A 24,155-nucleotide genomic window follows, 5' to 3' on the forward strand; every position below is an offset into this window, starting at 1 on the left:
TTAATTTAACATACGGGCGACTGATCTTTTGACAGTTGACCCGTTTTTTATTGCGGTAATTGAAATGCATTATCAATAATGGTATAATAACAAAAGACTAGAAGGACTAGGTGATGAAGATGGCTAATTATTATCATGAAATCAATAGAATGATTGATAAGCTTATGCATAAAGTTTTAGTATATGACCGAAAGGGCTTTAAAATCAATGGAAAAGAAGAATTATCTTTATTAGATATACATGTTTTAAGAAAGATTGGACAGGAAGATAATAAAAAAATATATGAGTTAATAAATGATTTGGAAATAGATAGAGGTGTAGTGGCTTCTGTTACGAAAAAATTAATATTAAATGGATATATTATAAAAGAGAGATCAGAAGAGGATAAAAGAGTGTATATCATAAAATTAACAGATGCAGGAAAAGAAATGTATGAGAAGACTTTGAAGGTTCAAAAGGATTTGTTGGATTTTGTATTGAGTGAAGTAACTTTAAATGAAGAAAAAGCCATATTAAAGTTTTTGAGTAAAATTAATCAGACTACATTATCTATTGATCAGGGAGAAATTATACAAAAAAATAATAACGCCCTAATGGGAAAATAGGGCATTATTATATGTATTTAATAATTATTCTTGAACTGGTGCGTCTACAGGACAAACATTAGCGCAAGCACCACAATCAATGCATGCTCCTGCATCGATTACATATTTGTCATCTCCAGCGCTGATTGCGCTTACTGGACATTCTGGTTCACAAGCTCCACAACTAATACAAGCATCTTTAATTACATAAGCCATAATAAAATCCTCCTCTAACTGTTATTGATTGTTTTTATGCATTTAGCATGATTATATTTTAACAAAATACTAATATATGAACAATAAAAAAATAAAAATAATAGGTTTAATTTAAAAATATATAATGATTATCATTCTATATTTATTAAGAAAAGGAGAATGATTATGAAGGTGATTGCACTAGTTGGTAAAAGTGGTACTGGGAAAAGTTATAGAGCTTTGAGCCTTGCGCATGAAAAGAATATAAATTATATAATTGATGATGGATTATTTATAAAAGGAAATAAAATAATTGCAGGAAAATCTGCAAAAAGGCAGGCAACTTCTGTAGCAGCAGTAAAAACAGCACTTTTTATTCATCAAGACCATAGAGAAGAAGTAAAAGGAGCTATAAAGGAGGAAAAGCCAGATGGAGTATTAATTTTAGGTACCTCTAAAAAGATGGTGGATAAAATTTCAATGCAGCTTGATATAGCTCCTATTGAAGAATATATATATATCGAAGATATTTCATCAAAGGAAGAAAGAAAAATTGCAAAAAAACAAAGAAATGAATATGGCAAGCATGTAATTCCTGTTCCTACCTTTGAGATTAAAAAGGATTTTTCAGGATATTTTATAGATCCTTTGAAAATATTAAGAAGGAGAAAAGATGATACTGTGCAAATATCTGAAAAATCAGTTGTGAGACCTACCTTTAGTTATATGGGAAAATACATGATTTCTGATAAAGTAATCAAGGATTTGGTTAATTATTCAGCTAAGCAAGTAGAAGGAATCCATAAAGTTTCTAGAGTAGATGTTCGCAATTATCAAAGTGGAGTTAGTATATATGTGGAACTTGTAGCTATATATGGAAATCCTATACATGAGATAGCTAAAGAGGTTCAAGCGAAAATAATGAAAGAAGTAGAGCATATGACAGCGTTAAATATATTAGCAGTAAATATATTTGTAAAAAAAATAAGCGTTTCCTGATGTTGAATATTTATGCAGCAGATATTATATAAAGCATATTGCATACACATTTATATGCATTTTGATAATATAGATTATTCTTTCTTCAATATATTATGTTTTTTTTCTAAATTTTGAATAGAAGCTAAATAATTGCGAATATTTACAATATAAAATCATTGTGTTATAATCAGCTTGACAATATGTGAAATAAAAAATTTATTTCTACTGCTTTTTATTTAAAAGAATGAGGGGGTCTCAAAATGCCAAATCAATTAAATGCACAGGATTATATTGAAAGAGTAATTGAGAAAGTGAAAAAAACTGATGCAGATCAACCTGAGTTTTTACAAGCTGTTGAAGAAGTATTACCTACATTAAAGCCTGTAATAGAAAAACACCCAGAGTATATAAAAGCTAATCTTTTAGAGAGATTTGTTGAACCTGAAAGACAAATCATTTTTAGAGTACCATGGGTTGATGATCAAGGAAATTTACAGGTAAATCGTGGATTTAGAGTTCAATTTAATGGAGCGATTGGACCTTACAAGGGAGGATTACGTTTTCACCCATCAGTTTATCTTGGAATTATTAAATTCTTAGGATTTGAGCAAATATTAAAGAATTCACTAACAGGTCTTCCAATTGGAGGAGGTAAAGGTGGTTCTGACTTTGACCCTAGAGGAAAATCTGATGATGAAATCATGAGATTCTGCCAAAGCTTTATGACAGAGTTATATAGACATATTGGGCCAGATGTTGACGTTCCAGCTGGAGATATAGGTGTTGGAGCAAGAGAAATTGGATACCTTTATGGATATTATAGAAGACTTAGAGGAGCATTTGAAAACGGAGTGCTAACAGGAAAAGGTTTATCTTATGGTGGAAGCTTAATAAGACCAGAAGCTACAGGCTTTGGTGTAGCTTATTTCTGTCAAGAAATGTTAAAGCATGAAGGAGAGACTTTTGAAGGTAAAACAGTTGCATTATCAGGATTTGGTAATGTTGCTTGGGGTGCTTGTAGAAAAGTTGCAGAATTAGGCGGTAAAGTAGTTACATTATCAGGACCAGATGGATACATTTATGACCCAGATGGTATTGTAACAGAAGAAAAAATTAATTATTTATTGGAAATGCGTGCTTCTGGTAGAGATAAAGTAAAGGATTATGCCGATAAATTTGGCGTTGAATTTTTCCCAGGAGAAAAACCATGGGGAGTTAAGGTTGATATTATTATGCCATGTGCTACTCAAAATGATATTCACCTAGAGCATGCTAAAAAAATAGTTGAAAATGGTATTAAGTTTGTTTGTGAAGGTGCAAACATGCCTACTACAAATGAAGCGATTGCATACTTACTAGAAAATAATGTTATTGTAGGACCTGCTAAAGCTGCTAATGCTGGTGGAGTTGCTACATCTGCTCTTGAAATGGCTCAAAACAGTATGAGATATTCTTGGACAGCAGAGGAAGTAGACCAAAAGCTTCATCAAATCATGATTAATATCCATAATAATGCTATGAAAGCTGCTGAGGAATATGGATTTGGTTATAACTTAGTTGCTGGTGCAAATATTGCTGGGTTTATTAAAGTAGCAGATGCAATGTACGCACAAGGAAATTATTAAGATTAAAAAAGAATCGTGAAAGCGATTCTTTTTTTAGTGGGACAATACTGTTACATATATTAAGGAAATATTACATTTTCAAGACAATCAGGATAATTCATCAAAAGATGTATTAAAATATATATGAGGAGGGATGATGCTATATGAAAAATAAATTTCAATATATTCTTTTGATGATTTGGATACTTTTAATAAGTGGAATATATGCGGTTAGTTATGCGGAAAACGCAGAGGGCTATTTTCCTCCACAGCCAAAGGATATTACAGTGCTTGTTTCTAAGCCTACTATAAGTATGCAACTATTCTTAAATAACAACAGCGTAAAAGAAATAGATATGAAATTAAATGGAAAATCTGTTACTGCCCAGTATGATGAAAAACAGCAGATGGTTTTTTATGTACCGAAAAAGCCTCTTAAGGCAGGACAATATAAAGTAGATTTGAATATAGCTTTAGAGGGACAAAAATTTATAAAGGAAAGCTGGAAGTTTTATGTTGGTAAAAATGCAGTAGAAGAGCTACCAAGTCCTTCAGAAGAACAAAAAAAAGCATTGAATTATTCTAATAGATATAGAAGACTTCTAGGAATTTCCGAATTTAAATTAAATGATTCGTTGAATGCAGCAGCAATGGCTCATTCAAATTATATGGCGTTAAATAAGAAGTTTACGCATGATGAGTTTACAAATGATAAGGGGTTTACTGGAACACAGGCGTATAATAGAGCAGGGGCTTTTGGATATATAGGAAATTTTGTAGCAGAAAATGTTAGTTCAGGATCAAAGGATTATCAAGATGCAATTGATGGTTTAATTGATGCACCTTATCATCGATTAGCTTGGATTTATCCATATTATTTAGATTTAGGGTATGGAGCAAAGGATCAATATTATACCTTTAATTTTGGAGGAAAAAAGGCTTTAGAAGATAAGATGATTGTATATCCTATAGAAAATCAAACAGATGTGGCTGTTTCATGGGATGGTAATGAAATCCCTAATCCATTAAGATTTTATAATACAACAGGAACAGTAGGATATCCTATTTCTCTATCTTATTTTAGTAAAAATGATATTGAAAAATTTACTATAGAGAAGGTTACATTGAAAAATAGTAAAGGAGTTTTAGTTGATAGCTATGTTAATACTCCACAAAAGGATGATAAATTGCATGATAGTATATTGATTATTCCTTCTAAGCCTCTAGAAAAAGGTGAAAAATATACTGTATTTGTGAAAGGAAAAATAACATTTAAGGATAAAAAGGTGAAAGATATTGTCAAGACCTGGAGCTTCACAACAGTAAAAGAAGAAAAAAGTAAAAATGAATGGATGAAAAAATATATATACAAGGATGTAAAAGGTCATTGGGCTCAAAAAGATATATTAGATTTGGGTGAGAGCGGTATTTTATCACCTAAATTCAATAATTTATATAAACCAGATGACAAGATTACAAGGGCAGAATTTACTGAGTTTATTGTAAACGCATTAGGGCTTCATACAAAGCCTTATGAAGGAATTTTTAAGGATGTGAAAAAGGATACAAACAAAGCAGTTTATATTGAAGCTGCATATAGAGCTGGGATTATAAAAGGGATGGGAGATGGAAGCTTCCATCCAGACCGTGAGATTAGAAGAGAAGAAATTGCTGTCATTGTTATGAAAGCTTATGAGAAAAAAGGAAGTAAGCATAAAATCAATCAATCTCCTGTCTTATCATTTATAGATAAGGACGATATAGCCCCTTGGGCGTTAAAGGATGTAAAGTTGGCTTATGAAATAGGGATTATAAAGGGACGGGATACTGGTAAATTTGCACCAAAGGATTTTGCAACAAGAGCTGAAGGTGCAGTTTTGGTTAAAAAATTATTAGAAAAAATTTAACAATATCTAAAAAATCAGATGGAAATATTATCCATCTGATTTTTTAAAACATTTTTTATTTAAGGTCTTTTACCCATTTCTTTTACCATAAAGGTAGCAGCTTCTATAAAATTAAATGCAAGGGCAGCACCTGTTCCTTCTCCTAGCCTTAGCTCCATATCAAACATAGGCTTAAGTCCAACAAGCTCTATAGCTACTTTTCCTCCTCTTTCAGCAGTATAATGAGAAGGTATAAGAAAATCTTTTACTTTTGGTTCAATGGTGATTGCAATAAGAGCAGCAGCAGTAGATATAAAGCCATCTACTACTACAGGAATTCTTTCGGCAGCTGCTCCTAGCATAGTCCCGACCATTCCTCCTATTTCAAAGCCTCCTATTTTAGACAGTACATCGATGCCATCTTTAGGGTCAGGCTGGTTGACTTCAATAGCTTTTCTGATAACAGCTGCTTTGTGCTTTAATTTTTCTGTAGGAAGTCCTGCACCTACTCCAACAATTTCTTCTGGATCAATCCCTCCTATAACTGAAAAGATGGCAGTGCTAGGAGTAGTATTTCCTATACCCATTTCACCTGTTCCGATTAGTTTTTTTCCATTTTTAATCTGATCTAATGTAACCTCTATACCAATTTCTAAACTTTTTATAGCTTCTTCTCTTGTCATGGCAGGGCCTTTTGCCATATTGCTTGTACCGTATCGAATTTTTCTATTGATTACCCTATGGTCTTGAATATCTTTTGCTATACCTATATCTACAATAACTACATCAGCACGTGCTTGTTTTGCTAAAGCGCATACCCCCGTCAATCCTTTTGCAAAATTAGGAGTTTGTATGGCTGTGATGCTTTGAGGATCTGGTGCTATTCCTTCTTCATAAACACCATGATCTGCAGACATAACAATAATTGCTTTATTGTCTACAGAGGGAAAAGGATTTTTTGTAATGCCAGCTAATTGAATGGCTAAATCTTCTAACCTGCCTAAGCTTTTTAATGGTTTAAATAAGCTGTCTATATGAAGGCTTGCTTTTTTCATAGCTTCTGCATCTAGAGTACTTATTTTTTTGAGTGTTTCATTTAGTAATTTCATATATTTTCCTTTCATTTTCTATTCTCCACATTGGGGTATCTATTACAAAATTTAATTTGACTTTATTATAGAATAATTTGTATTTTTTTTCAATAAATAAAAAAGTTAATGTCAAAAAAATGGGTAATATAAAAATAAGTTATAAAAAAAGTTAAAACATAGGAGGAATACATTTGAAATATAAGATTATTGAAAAAGAGGGAAAAGTTATTGTAGAAGATATAAAAGATTTTGAGCCTGCTCATATTTTTGAGTGTGGACAGTGCTTTCGATGGAATAAAGAAGCTGATGGCAGCTTTACAGGAGTAGCAAAAGGAAGGGTCATCAATGTTTTAAAGGATGAAAATAGAGTTATATTTAATAATACTAATAAAGAAGAGTTTTTGAATATATGGGTAGACTATTTTGACTTAAATAGAGATTATGAAGAAATAAAGAAAAGATTGGCAAAGAAGGACTCGGTGATGAAAAAAGCTATTCACTATGGAACAGGAATAAGGCTTTTGAATCAAGATGAATGGGAAATATTGCTTTCTTTTATTATTTCTTCAAATCGTAGTATTCCATTGATTAAAAAGTCTATTGAAAGCTTATGTAGAAGATATGGAGATTTTATAGAAGAATACAGAGGAAAAAAATATTATGCTTTTCCAAAGCTAGAAGAGCTTCTTAATAAATCAGTTGAGGAAATCAAAGAGAGTCATACAGGCTATCGAGCAAAGTATATTGTAGATACAGTAGCAATTGCAGCAGAAAGGCAGATTGAAATATACAATTTGAAAAAGCTATCTACATCAGATGCAAAAAAACAATTGCTAAAATTTAGTGGAGTAGGACCTAAGGTTGCAGATTGTATTCTATTATTTTCTATGAGGAAATTTGATGCTTTTCCTATAGATGTATGGGTTAGAAGAATCATGGAATACTTTTATTTTCCCGAAGGAACAACATTAAAAAAGCTACAGCTATTTGCAAAAGAACATTTTGGAGAAGAAGCAGGGTTTGCTCAGCAGTATCTTTTTTATTATGCAAGAGAATTAGGAATTGGAAAATAGAATACATGATTACCATTTTCTACCTAAATTAATGTGACCATAGTTAAAGAATTTCTTAGTCTTGGGCGAATTATTTTCTAATGAAATACTTGCCCATAGATTTTCGTATAGTTGATTTCTAATACTGTTTAAATCTATTGACTTATAAATAGTTGAAAGAGCTATAAGTCCTTCTATTCTTGAAATGATATCAATTACAGTCATTTCCTTATCAAGGGTGTTCTTGATAAGTTTTTTCTTTTGACCTTGATCAATAATATCTTTTAGAATGCTACTAATATTTTCATAGTATTCATTGATCCTTTTAGAAAGTTCACAGAATCTATTAGAATAAAGTTGAAAAATTGTAATAAAGTTAATAGGAGCATTGAAATCATTACCAATCATTAGTGAAAGCTTAGAATTAAAATCTAAAATACATTCAAAAAATGATTCTAGTTGCTGTTTAGGATTATCTGACTTAGTTATTGAATGTGTGATTTGTTTTTCTAAATTATCTAATATAAAGTAAATACTATTAAATAGTAAATCTTCTTTTGATTTAAAATGGTAATAAATAGAAGGTTTTTTTATATTTACTGCATCTGCAATCATGCTCAATGTCGTATTTTCATATCCTCGGACTAAGAAAAACTTTAGTGAAGCCATTAGAATTTTATTTTTTGTAGTCATTTTGTCACCTACTCTCTATTTTATAATATTATATATCAAACTGTACATAGATTCAAAAAATATTGAATTGTAACGCTAATGGAAGTATTATATAATGAAATAGATGAAAATTAGATGGGGAGTTTTTGAAAGATAGGGAGATGATATAATGGCTGATAATAATAAAGAATTTAAGCCATTTATAACAGCAGATAAGATACTTCCTGAATTGACTTTTATATCAGTTATTTCGGGAATTGTGTTAGCAATAGTATTTGGTGTAGTAAATGCGTACTTAGGATTGAAGGTTGGTATGACAATAAGTGCTTCCATACCAGCAGCAGTTGTAGCAATGAGTGTAACACGGGTAATTATGAAAAGAGATTCTATACTAGAGAGTAATATGGTTCAAACTATTGGATCGGCTGGTGAATCATTGGCTGCAGGGGTAGTGTTTACAATCCCTGCAATGTTTCTATGGTCAAATTCAGTAGGAATAGATGCTCCTAGTGTTAAGTTTATAACATTGGTATCTTTATTTGGGGGAGTTTTAGGAATTATGTTCATGATTCCTTTAAGAAAAGCATTTATTGTAAAGGAGCATGGACATTTACCTTATCCAGAGGGGACAGCTTGTGCAAATGTACTTTTAGCAGGTGAAGAAGGCGGAGAGAAAGCAAAAGCAACATTTGCAGGGATAGGATTTGGTGCAATATACAAGCTATTAACAGATGGTTTTAAATTATTTCCTTCAAAATTAGAAGTATATATTAATAAACCATTTAATACATTAATAGGTCTAGATGCATTGCCTGCTGTATTAAGTGTAGGATTTATAATAGGAAAAAGAATTGCAGGTTTTATGTTGGCTGGTTCATTAATGGGATGGTTTGTGATTATTCCTTTGATATCAGAATTTGGAATAAATAGTAAGGCTATTATATTTCCTGCATCTGTTGCTATTGGAAAACTTAGTAGTTGGGATATATGGAATGCTTATATAAAATATATAGGTGCAGGGGCTGTGGCTTTTGGAGGAATAATCAGTCTTATAAGATCTATTCCTATTATATATGAAACAATTATAGAAACTATAAAAGATTATCATGAAATTATAGGAGGGAAAAGTACTTTACGAACAGAACAAGATATACCTTTGTCAACAATAGGATTGACAATAGTATTTATTATATTTGCAATAACTGTATTGCCATCTATTGGAATTGGTATAGTAGGTGCTTTGTTGATTGTAATATTTGGATTTTTTTTCGCAATAGTATCTTCTCGTATAGTAGGACTTGTTGGGAGTTCTTCAAATCCTATTTCAGGTATGACAATTGCCACTCTAATAATTTCATCGTTAGCATTTAAAATGAGTTGTGGTGCAGGAAATGAAGTAATATTTGCTGTATTTACGGTAGGAGCTATTATATGTATTATTGTAGCTATGGCAGGAGATACTTCTCAAGACCTTAAAACTGGATTCTTAGTAGGAGCGACTCCTTATAAACAACAAATAGGAGAAATTATAGGGGGTGTAGTAAGTGCTTTAGCTTTAGCTGGAGTGCTGGTTTTACTAAATAGGGCATGGGGATTCGGGTCATTTGAACTTCCAGCTCCACAAGCAACACTTGTAAAATTAGTAGTTGAAGGAGTTATGCAGGGGAACCTACCGTGGTCTTTAATATTTATTGGTGTAGGGATTGGAATAGTTATAGAACTCCTTGAATTACCAATACTTCCTATAGCTATAGGTTTATACCTTCCAATCAATCTTACTACCACAATTTTTATAGGAGGACTTATAAGAGGTGTTTTGGATTGTATTAATTTAGATGATTTTGAGAAAAATGGAAAAATAGATTTTGGTATTTTATATGCATCAGGTATGATTGCTGGTGAAGGTGTTGTTGGTGTTATATTAGCTTTGTTAGCTGTATTAAATATAGATATTTCAGTAGGTGTAAATATTGGTAGCTTTGGGACAATTATTTTGTTTGGATTACTTGTATATATGCTTATGAGATGGTCATTATTTAAAAAGATATATAAATATGAATAAAATATATAAGAGTAGTCATTAATTGATTACTCTTTTTAAATTTATATTTTGCTTTATTAGAGTAAAGTAATAAAAAATATTTATATAAGTTTCTGTATAAATATAAAAAGAAGAGGTCAGGTAATTATCGAATACTGTTAGATGAAATAAAATAATTTAATAGAACGATTATAAATAAGATAAATTATAAGCTTGAATCATTTGTTATAGCTATATACCGACCGTTAGATAAAGGGAAAATCGCATATCTAATACGTGTAAGAAGTAAAAAAATAAGAGCAAAAGCATTTGGGATTTTATAAAAAAATGAATAAATTCGTGTATTTGACTTTTAAAAAAAATCTGTCTATACTACAATCAAGGTTGCAACCGTTTAAAGAAAAAAAGAATACTTAAAAATTTTCGAAATATTTTTTAAAAAACAACAACAATAAAAAGGGAGGGAATATAGCATGGCGAGTGCAAATAAGACACAGGAATTTAAACCTTTTATTCCTGCAGATAAGATTTTACCAGAATTTACATTTGTTTCAATATTATTAGGAATCTTATTAGCTGTAGTATTTGGTGCAGCAAATGCATATCTAGGATTAAAAGTAGGTATGACAATTAGTGCATCTATCCCAGCAGCAGTAATTTCAATGGGACTTATTAGAGGTCTTTTCAAAAAAGAATCTATACTCGAAAATAATATGGTCCAAACTATAGGATCAGCTGGAGAATCTCTAGCAGCAGGAGCGATATTTACACTACCGGCTTTATATATTTGGATGAAAGAATGGAATATGGGATCTCCAGATTTATTATCTATAACAGCTATTGCTTTATGTGGTGGCCTTCTTGGAGTACTTTTCATGGTTCCTTTAAGAAAAGCGTTAATCGTAAAAGAACATGGTGTACTACCATATCCTGAAGGAACAGCTTGTGCAGAAGTATTGCTTGCTGGTGAAGAAGGTGGAGAAAAGGCAAAGATTACATTTACAGGATTAGGAATAGGTGCATTATATAAGTTTATTGCTGATGGGTTCAAATTATTCCCAAGTGAAATAGAAACAGCGATCCCTGGATATAAAGGGGCAGCTATTGGTGCAGATGTGCTACCAGCATTACTAGGTGTTGGATTTATTATAGGACCTAAAATTTCTGCATATATGTTAGGTGGTGCTGTTCTTGGATGGTTTGCGTTTATTCCACTTATTGCTAATATTGGAGATATGGGTAATATTGTTATGTACCCAGCATCTGTACCTATTAATGAATTAGGATATTGGGGAATTTGGAATTATTATATAAGATATGTAGGTGCTGGAGCTGTTGCTTTTGGTGGTGTATTTAGTTTGATTAAATCTTTACCACTAATTATTCAGACCTTTAGAGATGCTATGAAGGATTATTCAGGTGGAGCAGGTGGAAACGCAAATATTAGAACAGACCATGATATGCCAATGAAACTTGTTTTGATTGGATCTTTAGTAATTGTTTTAGCTATGATGATGTTACCAATTATACCAGTAGGCTTTGGTGGAGCTTTATTAATTGCGATTTTTGGTTTCTTCTTTGCAACTGTTTCATCAAGAATTGTTGGTCTTGTTGGTAGTTCATCAAACCCTGTATCAGGGATGACTATTGCAACATTAATAATAACTGCTATTATATTTAAGGCAAGCGGAAATGATGGGCATGTGGGAATGATTGCAACATTAACTGTTGGTGCAATTATATGTATCATTGCTGCTATGGCAGGGGATACTTCTCAAGACTTAAAAACAGGTTTCTTAGTAGGGGCTACACCTTATAAACAGCAATATGGTGAAATTATTGGTGCGATAGCAGCTGCCCTTGCAATAGGTGGTGTTTTAACATTATTAAATGAAGCATGGGGATTTGGATCTACTGAACTACCAGCACCTCAAGCGACTTTGATGAGATTAGTTATAGAAGGTGTTATGGGTGGAAACTTACCATGGGCTCTTGTATTTACTGGAGTAGGTGTAGGGATTACAGTTGAATTACTAGGATTACCTGTTCTTCCAATTGCTATTGGTTTATATTTACCAATTCATTTAAGTACACCGATTATGGTAGGTGGTATTGTTAGAGGAATATTGGATAAAAAATTAGAAAAATCAAGTGAAGAAACTCATAGTATTAAAGAAAAAATCGAATGTGGTATTCTTTACGCATCAGGTTTGATTGCAGGAGAAGGATTAGTGGGTATACTACTTGCGCTATTTGCTGTATTTGGAGTTAATCTTGCAGAAAAGCTAAATATTCATTTAGGGCAAATAGGAGCTTTGATATTCTTTGCAGGACTTACATTCTCACTTATGAAATACTCACTATTTAAGAAAAGTTCATCTAAGAAACTTTAAGAATTAAAAAAATAGTATAATATTTGAAAATATGAAAAAGGGGATATTTTTAATATCCTCTTTTGAATCTATAAAGAGAGGTGAGATTATGGGTAGAAAAATAAAGAAGAATGATAATTATTTAGAGCTAGTTCCTTCTAAAAATAAAAATCAGAAATGGAAAATAAATGATGATGGCTTTGTTCAACTGATTATCCCACGAGAAGGATTTTTAGATAAAATTGTAAGGTTTTTCTTTAAAACACCTAAAGTCATGCGAATAGATTTAGATGCTCATGGTAGCTGTGTATGGAAAGCTATTGATGGCAATAGGAATATTGAACAAATCGGTGAAATTATAAAAAGAGAGTTTGGTGAAGAGGCTGAGCCTCTTTATGAAAGACTTGGGACTTATATAAATATTTTAAGAAATAATAAGTTTATAACATTAGAGAAGGTAAGTGAATAGTATGTTAGGATTTATATTAAAGGTATTATTGCTTGGTGTGACTATTGCTTTTTTGCTTGCGTGGGGATATGTAAAGCAACAAAGAAAAACAGAAGAGTTATTAAATACACTATATAGAAAATGTGAAGATAAAATCATAAAGGAATTAAAAAAGACAGATGCCCTTACAGGTAAGGATATTGAAAAAATTATTTATGGAACAAAAGCTTCTCTTTTTTGGAGTAAAAATAAATTACAGGTTACTAATTCAAAAATAGTCATGAAGCATTTGATAATGGATATGATAAATAAAGGGACTATTGAGGAAGTATTAAATAGCAAGCCTAAAAAATATAAATTGAAATATTGAGATTGTCTTAATGATGAAAGATAAATGGTATAAATCTCTTAATTTTAGCATAAAGAGGTTCATACCGTTTTTTTTATTAAAGGCCCAATATATAGGCAAACAACTTCAAAAAGAAATATAAAAGATAGTTCATTCCCGATAACTTTTGAAAAAACAAAACTTCATTCCATAAAAAATACTAAACCTTCAAAACTCACTTCGTTCAAACAATGAAGGTTCTTAACGTATTTTTTATGAAATTTCAGTAAGTTTTTTTACAAAAGTTATCGAAGTCATTCACTTATCTTTATATATTTCTTTTTTTATGTTGAAGTTGTTTACCTATATAACAAAGCGACAATAATTATTTGAAAAAGATAAAAAATTATTAAATTATGTTTTTGACAAAATTTTAATTGGAAATATATTGTGCATATAGAATAAATATGGTAGTATTTATTTTATAGTTTGTTATTGAAAAACAATTGTATATACCAAAGAAACAAAATAGCTATGTAGAAAAGTGAAGAGAATTTTAAGACAGAAAGGAAGGGCAGATATGGAAAAGAAAAGATTAATAGAAGATGAACTTATAGAAACAAAAAATAGAAGTTCAATATTTACAAAGCTTTATATTTCGGTATTATTCATTGTTATTATTTGTGAATTTATAGGCATTAAAAAGATTGCTGTTGGACCTGGACAGATTGTATTACTACCTATGTTGTATGCAGTAATTATAGGAATGGTTATTACACCTGATCTTTTAGGAAAACCAGTAAAAGTATTAAGAACATTGATTTCTGATGAAGTAATGGAGCTTGCTGGCACTATGGTTATGTTTGCACTCCTTCCATTGGGAGTAAAATATGGAACCTTAGTAGGACCAAATATTGTAAAGGTTGTACAAGCAGGACCAGCATTTTTACTTCAAGAGTTAGGAAATTTAGGAACTGTATTTATAGGACTTCCACTGGCACTTTGTTTAGGACTTAAGAGAGAAGCTGTAGGTGCAACGGTTAGTATATGTAGAGAGCCTACCCTTGGGGTAATCGGAGAAAGATATGGGATCAATTCTCCAGAGGGTACAGGAGTTTTAGGAACATATATGATGGGAACTATTTTTGGAACCATATTCTTTGGACTTTTAGGATCTTTTGCTCCTTCTACTGGAATTCATCCTTTAGCATTAGCTATGGCGTCTGGAATGGGAAGTGGAAGTATGATGACAGCAGCATCATCAGCACTTGCTGAAACAGTACCAGCCATGAAGGATACAATCCTTGCTTATGCAGCAACAAGTAATATGTTAACAGGTGTAACAGGTCTTTACTGTGTTGTATTTATTGCTTTACCATTATCAAATTATCTATATAAAAAATTAGCGCCAAAGTTTGATAAAAAAGGAGGTCATGCAGATGCTAACTAGGACAATCAATCAGTCCAAAATTATGATAGTTATTGGAATGATGATTTTAATCGGTCAAAGAATAGCACAAATGATTAATCATAAGTCAGTAACGCCAATAGGTCAGATGGTTCCTGGAATATTAGCCATTTTATTAGTTTGTATGCTTTCTTTAAAGATAAAAGAGCTTTTACCTAATTTGAAGTTTCCAGCATTTGCATGGGCTACGTTGATAGCACTTATTCTTAGTATGCCTTTTATGCCTACAGCAAAAATATTTTTACAATATACAAATAATGTAAATTTTTTAGCAACAACAACACCGATTCTAGCTTTTGCAGGTATTTCTGTTGGAAATAAAATTGATCAATTGAAAAAAATAAGCTGGAAACTTGTTATTATTTCTATCGCAGTGTTTATTGGTACATATTTTGGATCTGCTCTTGTTGCCCAGATGATATTAAAAATGCAAGGGATTATTTAGTGATTTATAGGTAATCTATTTTAATAGGTTACCTTTATATTTTTATGGTAGATTATTTTTGTTTTAAGAAAGGAGATAAGAATAATGGATAAAAAACAATTAAAAGAAAAAGTTTGTCAAGTAATCGATAAAAACAAGGAAAAAATTATTCGTTTAGGAGAGTCTATTTATAACCATCCAGAGTTAGGATATAAGGAAGTATATGCTACAAATTTTATCAGTGAAGAGTTAGAAAAGTTAGGATTAACTGTAGAGAAAAATATTGCTGTTACAGGATGTAGAGCTAGGTTAAATGCTGAGAATGAAGGACCAAGAGTAGCTGTTTTAGGAGAAATGGATGCTGTTATATGTAAAGAACATATTGATGCTGATCCTGAAACAGGAGCAGTTCATGCATGTGGGCATAATATACAAGTAGCCTCTATGTTTGGTGTAGCAGTAGGGCTAACCCTTTCAGGAGCTTTAGAAAAATTAGGTGGGAAAGTAGATTTTTTAGCAGTACCTGCTGAGGAATATGTTGAGCTTGAATATAGAAGTAAATTAAAGGAAAAGGGAAAAATAAAATATTTTGGTGGAAAGCAGGAACTCATTTACAGAGGTTATTTTGATGATGTAGATATTGCTATGATGATGCATGTATTAAATTTAGGGGATAAAAAGGTATTAATAGGTGGAAAAGGAAATGGGTTTGTTGGAAAGAATGTTCAATTTATTGGAAAAGAGTCACATGCTGGAGGTGCACCAGAAAAAGGTATAAATGCTTTAAATGCTGCTATGCTAGCTATTAATAATATTCATGCACAACGAGAGACTTTTCCAGAAAGTGAAAGAATTAGAGTTCATCCAATTATGACAAAGGGTGGAGATATTGTGAATGTTATTCCTGCTGATGTACGTATGGAAATGTATGTAAGAGGTAGAACTATTCAAGGGATTCTTGATGCAAATAAAAAAGTAAATCGCTCATTAAAGGCAGGGGCTATGGCTATTGGTGCAAAGGTTAAGATTAATGAAATACCAGGGTATTTACCTCTTTTAAATCATGATGAATTAGATAATATTTTTAAATTAAATATATTAGATTTTGTAAAAAAAGAAGAAATTATAGAAGATGGAGATTTTACAGGTTCATTTGATTTTGGAGATGTATCTCATTTGATGCCATCTTTACATCCGTTTATAGGTGGAATTAAAGGAGAGCTTCATACTCGGAATTTTAAAAATGAAGACCATGAGCTATGTTATATAGTACCTGCAAAATCAATGGCAATGACAATTATTGATCTATTGTGGGATGAAGGTAAAGTGGCAAAGAAAATGATAAAAGATTTCACGCCAAAGATGACAAAGGAGGAATATGTAGGTTTTTTAGAGAAAATATCTGGTGTAATTACTGAATAAACTTATAAAAATAGGGGTTAGGATTGCATAAAGAATACTGTAATCTTAACCCCTTAATTATGCGAAATATAATTTTTTATATATAGAAATAAATATAATCTTTACAGCATATAGTAAAAAAGGGGGATAAAAAATGAGAAAGAGAAAAATATTGAGCTTATTATTAGCATTTGTATTGGTAGTTGCAGTTTTTGCAGGATGTGGACAAAAAACAGAAACTAGCACAAATGAGAAACCATCAAAGCAGTTTGTAACAATTGTAACAGGTTCAACAGGTGGTACTTATTATCCTGTAGGAACAATTTTTTCTTCATTGTGGAATGAAAAACTAGGAGATAGGGGTGTTGTAGCTTCTGTTCAATCTTCAGGAGGATCTGTAGAAAACTTAAATATGTTAAAGGCAGGGGAGGCGCAGCTTGGAATTGCAATGGCGAATTTAACTTTATTTGCATACAAAGGAGAAGGAAAATTTAAGGATAATCAATTTGATAAGGTTCGATTTGTTACAGCACTATGGCCTGATGTTACACAATTGGTTGTGACAGAAGACTCAGGAATTGATTCTTTGAGTGATTTGAAAGGAAAAAGGTTCAATGTTGGTGGTGCAGGGTCTGGAACAGAATATAGCTGCAAGCTTATGTTTGAGCATGTAGGAGGGCTTACATTTGATGATGTAAATACAGAGCATTTAGGATATTTTGAAGCTTCAAGTGCTATGCAAAACGGGCAGTTAGATGGCATGAATGCAGAAGGAGGATTGCCTACTTCAGCAGTTTCAGAAATATTTGCAAGCAAGACACCGGTAAAAATGTTAGAATTTAGCGATGAAGATTATAAAAAACTTCATGATGTAGCGCCATACTATGGTCAATTTACAGTACCTTCTGGATTGTATTCAAAGCTTGATAAGGATATAAAAACAGTAGGGATTAAGTCTACACTTATTGCTAGTGCAGATTTAGATGAAGATTTAGTTTATGAATTAGTAAAATCTATATATGAAAATTATGATGAAATATCAGATGCACATAAAGCACTAGAGTTTGTAAGATTAGAAGAAGCTATAAAAGGATTACCTCCAGTTCCCCTTCATCCAGGAGCAGTAAAATATTATAAAGAAAAAGGAATAGAAATTCCTGAAGAATTATTGCCATAATGTAAAGTACCCGACTAGTAAACTGGTCGGGTGTAAAAATCTGAAAGGAGGGATCGTATGACAAATAAAAAAAAGAAAAAAGAATCAATAGTAGAAAGAAAGCTAGTAGGGAAAGCGGCTTTGTTTGTTACAATTTTAGCAATATTTACATCTTTATTTCATGTATGGATGAATAGTGCAAGTTTGATGATTGCTATTAAGAAAAATTCGATTCATTTAGGACTTATGTTAGGACTTACATTTTTAATGTATCCAGCATCAAAAAAATCACCAAAGGATAGACCGTCAGTGCTTGATTGGATTTTATGTATTCTAGGAATTAGCATAGGCATGTATATATTCTTTACTTATGATAGTCTTGTTGAAAGATCACTCATTCCAAACAAGTGTGATTATATATTTGCAGTTATAGCAATTCTTTTAACATTAGAAGCAGGAAGAAGAACAGTGGGATATATTTTGCCGATTCTTTCTATATGCTTTATATTGTATGCAAAATTTGGATATATTTTTCCAGGAAAGCTTGCTCATCAAGGATTTTCTTGGTCAAGAATATTAACAAGAATGTATTTAACAGATGCAGGTATTTTTGGAATTACCCTTATGGTATCTGCTTCTTATGTATTTATGTTTATTTTATTTGGTTCTTTCTTGAGCAAGACAGGAACTGCAAAGTTTTTCAATGATTTTGCTTTGGCCTTTGCAGGGAGACTAAGAGGAGGTCCTGCTCAGGTTGCAGTAATGGCTAGTGGATTAATGGGAACAATAAGTGGAAGTTCACAGGCGAATGTAGCTACTACTGGAAGCTTTACTATTCCCCTTATGAAGGAAGTTGGGTATAAGCCTAGATTTGCAGGAGCAGTTGAAGCTGCTGCGTCTACTGGAGGAATCCTTATGCCACCAATTATGGGTGCAGCATCTTTTATGATGGCATCTTTCTTAGGAATTCCATATATAAAGGTAATGTATGCAGGAATTATACCAGCAATATTCTATTATTTTGCTATTTTTACAATGGTAAATTTTGAGGCGAAAAAGATTGGATTAAAGGGAATGGATAAAAGCCAGCTACCAGACATTAAAAAGGTAATAAAAAATGAAGGACATTTGATGATCCCTATTATTATTATATTGATTTTATTGATTAAAGGTTTGACACCTCTATATGCAGCATTTTTTGGATTGATTGCAGTAATTATTACAAGTATGTTAAGGAAATCAACAAGGATGAACTTGAAAAAATTTATAGAAGCTTTAGAAGAAGGAGCAAAAAGTGCTGTTCCTGTTGCTACAGCATGTGGTGTTGTAGGGTTTATTGTTGGTGTAGTTTCTATGACAGGACTTGGACAAGTGGTTGCATATAATATTATGCAGCTTTCATTTGGACAATTATGGCTAGCACTAACTCTTGTTATGATAGCATCTATATTTTTGGGAATGGGTCTTCCTGCTTCGGCATGTTATATTATTACTGCAAGCATTGCTGCTCCAGCACTTATAAAAATGGGAGTTGAACCGTTAGCAGCTCATTTCTTTGCATTTTACTATGGTACTCTTTCAGCAGTAGTACCACCTGTAGCGCTTACATCTTATACTGCTGCAGGGATTGCAGGGGCAAATCCAACAGAGGTTGCTTTTAGTGGATTTAAGCTTGCCTTTGCAGGGATTATGATTCCATTTATGTTTGTATATTCTCCTATTTTATTGATGCAAAATGTGGTTGTATGGAGATTAATTTTGGCAATCGTTACAGGATTATTAGGGATAGTAAGTCTTGGAGCAGCAGCAGAAAATTATTTTATAAGTAGTCTGAGGGTATACGAAAGAATTTTAGCATTTATAGCAGCGTTATTATTAGTTAAACCGGGAATTATATCTGATGCAATAGGAATAGGATTACTAATTTTATTTGTGTCTTTACATTATATTCGATATAAAAAAGCACAGGAAACTAATGTTGCTTTATAAAAAATGAGTATGGAATCTTTCATACTCATTTTTAGAGAATAATTTTATTTTCAATAGGAGACGATAAAATAATAGAGGTATTTGTATTGCCCATTTTTTTTATGGAATCAATTAAATTTTCTAACTCTTCCATACTTTCTACCATTACTTTTAATGTCATGCAATCTCCACCTGTTACATGATGACATTCTATTATGCTGTTTTTATGATGTGCGTAATCTAAAAATTTTTTATAATGATCCCTGTCCATGGAAATGTCAATGAATGCTTGTATATTTTTATTAAGTTTTTTTGGATTAACAGTGGCTTTGTAGCCTGTAATAATACCATTTTCTTCTAATCTTTTGACTCTTTCAGATACTGCAGGTGAGGTTAAGCCTACTATTTTTCCTAAATTCTTCATAGAAATTCGACAATTTTTCTGTAATATTTCTAGAATTTTCAAATCAGTAGAATCCATAATTATCCTCCACTTAAAAAAATAAAGAAAAATCAGATATTAATTATCATAATAAAGCAATATTATTATAACACTTTTTGTAGCAACTGTACATAAAAGGTATAGCTTGATAAAATAATAGTAAGATCATGTAAAATGAATGGTGAGGGATGAGAATATGGCAAAGGTTAAAATAACAGAAACCATTTTAAGAGATGCACATCAATCATTAATTGCAACTAGAATGAAAACAGAAAATATGCTACCTGTGTTAGAGCAATTAGATGCAGTTGGATATCATGCTTTGGAAATGTGGGGAGGGGCAACATTTGATGCTTCTTTAAGATTTTTAAATGAAGACCCATGGGAAAGATTAAGAACTATTAGAAAAAAAGTTAAAAATACTAATTTACAAATGCTTTTAAGAGGTCAAAATATTTTAGGATACAAGCATTATGCAGATGATGTAGTGATAGAATTCGTAAAAAGATCTATTGCTAATGGAATAGATGTTATAAGAATATTCGATGCTTTAAATGATGTAAGAAATTTAAGAGTAGCTGTAGAAACAACAAAAAAAGAGGGAGGACATGCTCAAACAGCTATTTCATATACAATAAGTCCCGTGCATACAACAGAGACTTATGTAAGTTTGGCAAAAGAAATGGAAGAAATGGGAGCAGATTCTATTTGTATTAAAGATATGTCAGGTCTTTTGACTCCGTATTATGCATATGAACTTATATCAGCTATAAAAAAGGCAGTAAAAGTTCCTTTAGAGCTTCATTCTCATACTACTAGTGGTTTAGCTAGTATGATGTATCTAAAGGCTATTGAAGCAGGTGTTGATATTATTGATACGGCAATCTCACCATTTTCTATGGGAACTAGTCAACCACCTACTGAATCTATAGTTGCAACACTAAAAGGAACAGAGTATGATACAGGAATTTCAATTGAGAAACTAAATAAGATTGCAGAGCATTTTAGACCATTGAGAGAAAAAAGTCTAGAAAGTGGACTCCTTAATCCGAAAGTATTAGGGGTTAATATTAATACGCTGATTTATCAAGTACCAGGAGGGATGCTTTCCAACCTTGTTTCTCAGCTTAAAATGCAAAATGCTTTAGATAAATTTGAAGAGGTGCTAAAAGAGGTACCAAGAGTAAGAGAAGACTTAGGATATCCCCCACTTGTAACGCCTACAAGTCAAATCGTAGGAACGCAAGCAGTGTTAAATGTAATTACTAAAGAAAGATACAAGATGATTCCAAAGGAAGTAAAGGCTTATGTAAAGGGAATGTATGGAAAGCCTACTGTAAAAATAAAGCCTGAAATAATTAAAAAAATTATTGGAGATGAAGAAGTGATCACTTGTAGACCTGCAGATTTAATCGAGCCTCAGCTACAAAATATTAGAAATGAAATGAAAGAATATCTAGAACAGGAAGAAGATGTACTATCTTATGCATTATTTCCACAAGTAGCTGTAGAATTTTTCAAGTATAGACAGGCGAAAAAGTATAAAATAGATAGCGATTATGTTGATAAAGTATTAAAGACATATCCAGTATAAAAAGGGGGAATTATGATGAATTTTGAATTATCAAGAAAAAATAAAGAAATATCTCCATCTCTTACACTTGCTATCACAGCAAAAGCAAAAAAAATGAAAGCAGATGGTATAGATGTAGTAAGCTTTGGAGCTGGAGAGCCTGATTTTAATACACCAGAGCATATCAGAGCTGCTGCTATTGATACGATGGCAAAGGGGCTTACAGGATATACTGCGGCATCGGGACTTCCTAATTTAAAAATGGCGATTTGTGATAAATTAAAAAATGATAATAATTTAGATTATAGTTCTGAAAATATTGTTGTTTCTAATGGAGCTAAGCATTCACTATTTAATGCATTGCAAGCAATATGTAATCCAGGGGACGAGGTGATTATTTCTGTTCCGTATTGGGTAAGCTATCCAGAGCTTGTAAAGCTTGCAGATGCCAAACCGGTTTTTGTTGAAACTTCAGAAGAAGAAGGCTTCAAATATACAAAAGAAAGCTTATTAAGAGTGATCAATAAAAATACAAAGGCGATTATTTTAAACAGTCCAAATAATCCAACAGGTACAGTTTATACAGAAAATGAATTAAAAGAAATTGCCGAAATTGCAGTAAAGCACAATATTTTCATTATTTCTGATGAAATTTACGAAAAATTAATATATGATGGAAAACATAAAAGTATTGCTTCTTTAGGTGATGATATAAAAAAATTAACTATTGTGATTAATGGTATGTCAAAGGCGTATGCTATGACTGGATGGAGAATAGGATATTTAGCAGCAGACAAAGAAATTATTAGCATTATTAATAATATTCAAAGTCATGCTACCTCTAATCCTAATACTATTGCACAGTATGCGAGTATAGCTGCTTTAAAGGGAGATCAAAAACCAATATATAAAATGATAGAAGCATTTGTAGAAAGAAGAAATTATATGGTTGAAAAGATCAATAGTATTGATGGATTATCTTGTAGAATGCCAGAAGGAGCATTTTATGTAATGGTAAATATATCAAAAATTATAGGAAAGACCTTTAATGGATTTACTATTAATAGTTCAATGGATTTTGCAGAGTATTTACTAGAGAATGTAAACGTAGCAGTAATTCCAGGGATCGCTTTTGGTGCAGATAATTATATTAGATTATCCTATGCTACTTCTCTTGAAAATATTCAAGAAGGATTAAAAAGAATAGAAAAAGCTATTCAATAATAAAATAATTGTTTTGAAAAAGCATCTGTGAGGATGCTTTTTTTTTCATGAAAATATATTAAACTAATTGGAATATATTTCTATGTGTTTAGCATAGTATATTAGCATAAAAACGCATAGAGGATGTGAACCTTATGTTCATAGTTGTTACGAAAAAAAGATTGTATAAAGTAATTATAGCTTTACTAATTGTGTGTTTGTTGATGATATGTATTTTTATAAAATGCAGGAAGAATACAAAAACAAATGGAGAGCCAGTTGGATATGTAGTATTGGTGATTGATGATTTAGGTTATCATGGGGATGGAATGGAGGAGCTGTTAAAATTAGATATACCTATTACAGCTGCGGTAATGCCTTTTTCACCATTTACAAAGAGTGATGCAGAAGCTGTACATAAAGCAGGTATTGAGGTAATAATGCACGTACCAATGGAGCCAGTTGTTGGGAAAAAGGAATGGTTAGGACCGAAGGGAATTACTTGTGACTTATCTGATGAAGAAATAAAGCTTAGAATAAAAGAAGGATTAGATGAAATAAAATACGCTGTAGGGATGAATAATCATATGGGTTCAAAAGCTACACAAGATAAAAGAGTAATGAAGGCTATCCTAGAAATTGCAAAGGAGAATAATTTATTTTTTTTAGATAGCAAAACAAACCCTAATTCTATTGTAGCAGATGTAGCAAATGAATTAGATGTTATTTGCTTTGAAAGAGATGTATTTTTAGATAATATAAAAAATCAAAGGGCAATAGAAAAACAGTTGAAAAAACTTGGTAATATTGCTTTAGAAAAAGGGTATGCGATAGGAATAGGACATGTAGGAGCTGAAGGAGGAAAAGTAACAATCAATGCTATAAAAAATATGTATCCTATTTTAGAAAAAGAAGGAATTAAGTTTGTAAATTTATCAAAGTTAAAGAGAAATTTACATTAATATGTGAATATGGCAATAGGTTGACAATATGGTAATAAATGCTATAATGTGAATGATATGAAAATTAAATAAAATAGTGTAAGGATTTAGGGAAAAGGGTGAAAATCCCTTACTGTAGTCGCAGCTGTAACCGGCGATGAAAATCAGAATATGCCACTGTCAAATGAATGGGAAGGCCTGATTGGAAGATGACCCGGGAGTCAGAAGACCTGTCGTTACATACTTTTGTAATCCTCCGACTTAGAGGAGAAGAAGAATATTGGTGTTAAAACACAGAAATATCTATTGGGTAATTAAGTATTTT

Annotated in this window: 21 protein-coding genes and 1 riboswitch; of the genes, 17 read left to right on the forward strand and 4 right to left on the reverse strand. The window is 31.7% G+C overall.

What is annotated here, in order from left to right; genetic code table 11:
* Positions 1–113 precede the first annotated feature (113 nt).
* Positions 114–605: a MarR family winged helix-turn-helix transcriptional regulator gene (locus KVH43_RS07405; protein WP_218281923.1), complete on the forward strand. Its 492-nt coding sequence runs from the start codon at positions 114–116 to the stop codon at positions 603–605.
* A 24-nt stretch (positions 606–629) separates the two neighbouring features.
* Here KVH43_RS07405 and KVH43_RS07410 read toward each other — a convergent pair whose 3' ends face one another.
* Positions 630–800 (reverse strand): DUF362 domain-containing protein, encoded by a 171-nt coding sequence (locus tag KVH43_RS07410; protein ID WP_218281924.1) that lies wholly within the window; start codon positions 798–800, stop codon positions 630–632.
* Positions 801–965: 165 nt separating this feature from the next.
* Between KVH43_RS07410 and KVH43_RS07415 the strand changes: the two genes are divergently transcribed.
* From KVH43_RS07415 to KVH43_RS07425, 3 genes are all read left to right on the forward strand, one after another.
* Entirely contained in the window at positions 966–1,778 is an 813-nt protein-coding gene (locus KVH43_RS07415; protein WP_218281925.1) for an Asp23/Gls24 family envelope stress response protein, read from the forward strand.
* 242 nt (positions 1,779–2,020) lie between these two features.
* The gene (gene gdhA, locus KVH43_RS07420) at positions 2,021–3,385 is read left to right on the forward strand and encodes an NADP-specific glutamate dehydrogenase (RefSeq protein ID WP_218281926.1); all 1,365 of its coding nucleotides are present in this window, start codon (positions 2,021–2,023) and stop codon (positions 3,383–3,385) included.
* A gap of 143 nt (positions 3,386–3,528) precedes the next feature.
* Positions 3,529–5,271, forward strand: coding sequence for a CAP and S-layer homology domain-containing protein (locus tag KVH43_RS07425; protein WP_218281927.1), 1,743 nt, complete (start codon positions 3,529–3,531; stop codon positions 5,269–5,271).
* Between the two features lie 59 nt (positions 5,272–5,330).
* Here the strand turns inward: KVH43_RS07425 and cobT are convergent, their stop codons facing one another.
* Positions 5,331–6,374, reverse strand: a complete 1,044-nt coding sequence (gene cobT / locus KVH43_RS07430; RefSeq protein WP_420829626.1) for a nicotinate-nucleotide--dimethylbenzimidazole phosphoribosyltransferase — start codon at positions 6,372–6,374, stop codon at positions 5,331–5,333.
* A 158-nt stretch (positions 6,375–6,532) separates the two neighbouring features.
* On the opposite strand from cobT, the gene KVH43_RS07435 reads away from it, so the two are divergent.
* Positions 6,533–7,414, forward strand: a complete 882-nt coding sequence (locus KVH43_RS07435; protein ID WP_218281928.1) for a DNA-3-methyladenine glycosylase family protein — start codon at positions 6,533–6,535, stop codon at positions 7,412–7,414.
* Positions 7,415–7,423: 9 nt separating this feature from the next.
* Here the strand turns inward: KVH43_RS07435 and KVH43_RS07440 are convergent, their stop codons facing one another.
* Complete coding sequence (locus KVH43_RS07440; protein WP_218281929.1) at positions 7,424–8,086, reverse strand: TetR/AcrR family transcriptional regulator; 663 nt, start codon at positions 8,084–8,086, stop codon at positions 7,424–7,426.
* 148 nt (positions 8,087–8,234) lie between these two features.
* Between KVH43_RS07440 and KVH43_RS07445 the strand changes: the two genes are divergently transcribed.
* The 9 genes from KVH43_RS07445 to KVH43_RS07485 all read left to right on the forward strand — a co-directional run bounded on the left by KVH43_RS07445 (position 8,235) and on the right by KVH43_RS07485 (position 19,692).
* Positions 8,235–10,127, forward strand: coding sequence for an OPT family oligopeptide transporter (locus KVH43_RS07445; RefSeq protein WP_218281930.1), 1,893 nt, complete (start codon positions 8,235–8,237; stop codon positions 10,125–10,127).
* A 452-nt stretch (positions 10,128–10,579) separates the two neighbouring features.
* The gene (locus KVH43_RS07450) at positions 10,580–12,499 is read left to right on the forward strand and encodes an OPT family oligopeptide transporter (RefSeq protein ID WP_218281931.1); all 1,920 of its coding nucleotides are present in this window, start codon (positions 10,580–10,582) and stop codon (positions 12,497–12,499) included.
* An 88-nt stretch (positions 12,500–12,587) separates the two neighbouring features.
* Entirely contained in the window at positions 12,588–12,947 is a 360-nt protein-coding gene (locus KVH43_RS07455) for a PqqD family protein (protein ID WP_218281932.1), read from the forward strand.
* A 1-nt stretch (position 12,948) separates the two neighbouring features.
* A complete protein-coding gene (locus KVH43_RS07460; protein WP_218281933.1) occupies positions 12,949–13,296 on the forward strand; it encodes a hypothetical protein in 348 nt (115 codons plus the stop codon).
* 538 nt (positions 13,297–13,834) lie between these two features.
* Positions 13,835–14,704: a DUF3100 domain-containing protein gene (locus KVH43_RS07465; RefSeq protein ID WP_218281934.1), complete on the forward strand. Its 870-nt coding sequence runs from the start codon at positions 13,835–13,837 to the stop codon at positions 14,702–14,704.
* Entirely contained in the window at positions 14,694–15,167 is a 474-nt protein-coding gene (locus KVH43_RS07470; protein ID WP_255547707.1) for a hypothetical protein, read from the forward strand. Before KVH43_RS07465 ends, KVH43_RS07470 begins: the two co-directional genes overlap by 11 nt.
* Positions 15,168–15,251: 84 nt before the next feature.
* Entirely contained in the window at positions 15,252–16,568 is a 1,317-nt protein-coding gene (locus tag KVH43_RS07475) for an amidohydrolase (RefSeq protein ID WP_218281936.1), read from the forward strand.
* 133 nt (positions 16,569–16,701) lie between these two features.
* Positions 16,702–17,724, forward strand: a complete 1,023-nt coding sequence (locus tag KVH43_RS07480) for a TAXI family TRAP transporter solute-binding subunit (RefSeq protein WP_218281937.1) — start codon at positions 16,702–16,704, stop codon at positions 17,722–17,724.
* Positions 17,725–17,781: 57 nt separating this feature from the next.
* Positions 17,782–19,692: a TRAP transporter permease gene (locus tag KVH43_RS07485; RefSeq protein WP_218281938.1), complete on the forward strand. Its 1,911-nt coding sequence runs from the start codon at positions 17,782–17,784 to the stop codon at positions 19,690–19,692.
* Positions 19,693–19,723: 31 nt separating this feature from the next.
* On the opposite strand, the gene KVH43_RS07490 is transcribed toward KVH43_RS07485, so the two are convergent.
* Entirely contained in the window at positions 19,724–20,152 is a 429-nt protein-coding gene (locus tag KVH43_RS07490) for an Lrp/AsnC family transcriptional regulator (RefSeq protein ID WP_218281939.1), read from the reverse strand.
* A 157-nt stretch (positions 20,153–20,309) separates the two neighbouring features.
* Here KVH43_RS07490 and KVH43_RS07495 point away from each other — a divergent pair, with 157 nt between their 5' ends.
* The 3 genes from KVH43_RS07495 (at position 20,310) to KVH43_RS07505 (ending at position 23,851) form a co-directional block, all read left to right on the forward strand.
* Positions 20,310–21,707, forward strand: coding sequence for an oxaloacetate decarboxylase subunit alpha (locus tag KVH43_RS07495; protein WP_218281940.1), 1,398 nt, complete (start codon positions 20,310–20,312; stop codon positions 21,705–21,707).
* A 15-nt stretch (positions 21,708–21,722) separates the two neighbouring features.
* The gene (locus tag KVH43_RS07500) at positions 21,723–22,910 is read left to right on the forward strand and encodes a pyridoxal phosphate-dependent aminotransferase (RefSeq protein WP_218281941.1); all 1,188 of its coding nucleotides are present in this window, start codon (positions 21,723–21,725) and stop codon (positions 22,908–22,910) included.
* Positions 22,911–23,044: 134 nt separating this feature from the next.
* A complete protein-coding gene (locus tag KVH43_RS07505) occupies positions 23,045–23,851 on the forward strand; it encodes a divergent polysaccharide deacetylase family protein (RefSeq protein WP_218281942.1) in 807 nt (268 codons plus the stop codon).
* A 65-nt stretch (positions 23,852–23,916) separates the two neighbouring features.
* A riboswitch (cobalamin riboswitch) is annotated at positions 23,917–24,082 on the forward strand.
* The last annotated feature ends 73 nt before the right edge of the window (positions 24,083–24,155 follow it).

Source organism: Crassaminicella indica (assembly GCF_019203185.1).
GTDB lineage: Bacteria > Bacillota > Clostridia > Peptostreptococcales > Thermotaleaceae > Crassaminicella > Crassaminicella indica.